At 59.2% G+C, this 250-nt stretch carries 1 pseudogene; it reads right to left on the bottom strand.

Features of this window, described 5'->3' with window-relative positions:
• Window positions 1-250: pseudogene (locus tag AB3X89_RS40765) on the bottom strand (hypothetical protein); the annotation flags it as partial.

Genomic DNA, 250 nt, shown 5'->3' with positions numbered 1-250 from the left:
AGTGAAGGCGCTTCAGGACCTTGGCTAGGCCCGGCGCGAGTGTGGTGCGCGGTGTCTTCGTCTTCTTCATCGCACAGCTCAAAAATTCGCTACCCAATTTTAACGTGGGCCTTACTGCAACAGAACCCTTGTCCGCGCCCAACGTGATCTCTGCGCCCGCATCCTGTAGTGCTTGCCGCGCGTCGTTGATCATGATCTTGGCCGCTTCACGTTCAGCATGCCCGTCAGCGCGTGTCACGCGCGCGTTGAC

This window comes from Paraburkholderia sp. BR14320, from assembly GCF_040948665.1.
In the GTDB taxonomy this organism is placed as follows: domain Bacteria; phylum Pseudomonadota; class Gammaproteobacteria; order Burkholderiales; family Burkholderiaceae; genus Paraburkholderia; species Paraburkholderia youngii.
The sequence above is the reverse complement of the archived record's forward strand: the minus strand, read 5'-3'. Positions and strand labels throughout refer to the sequence as shown.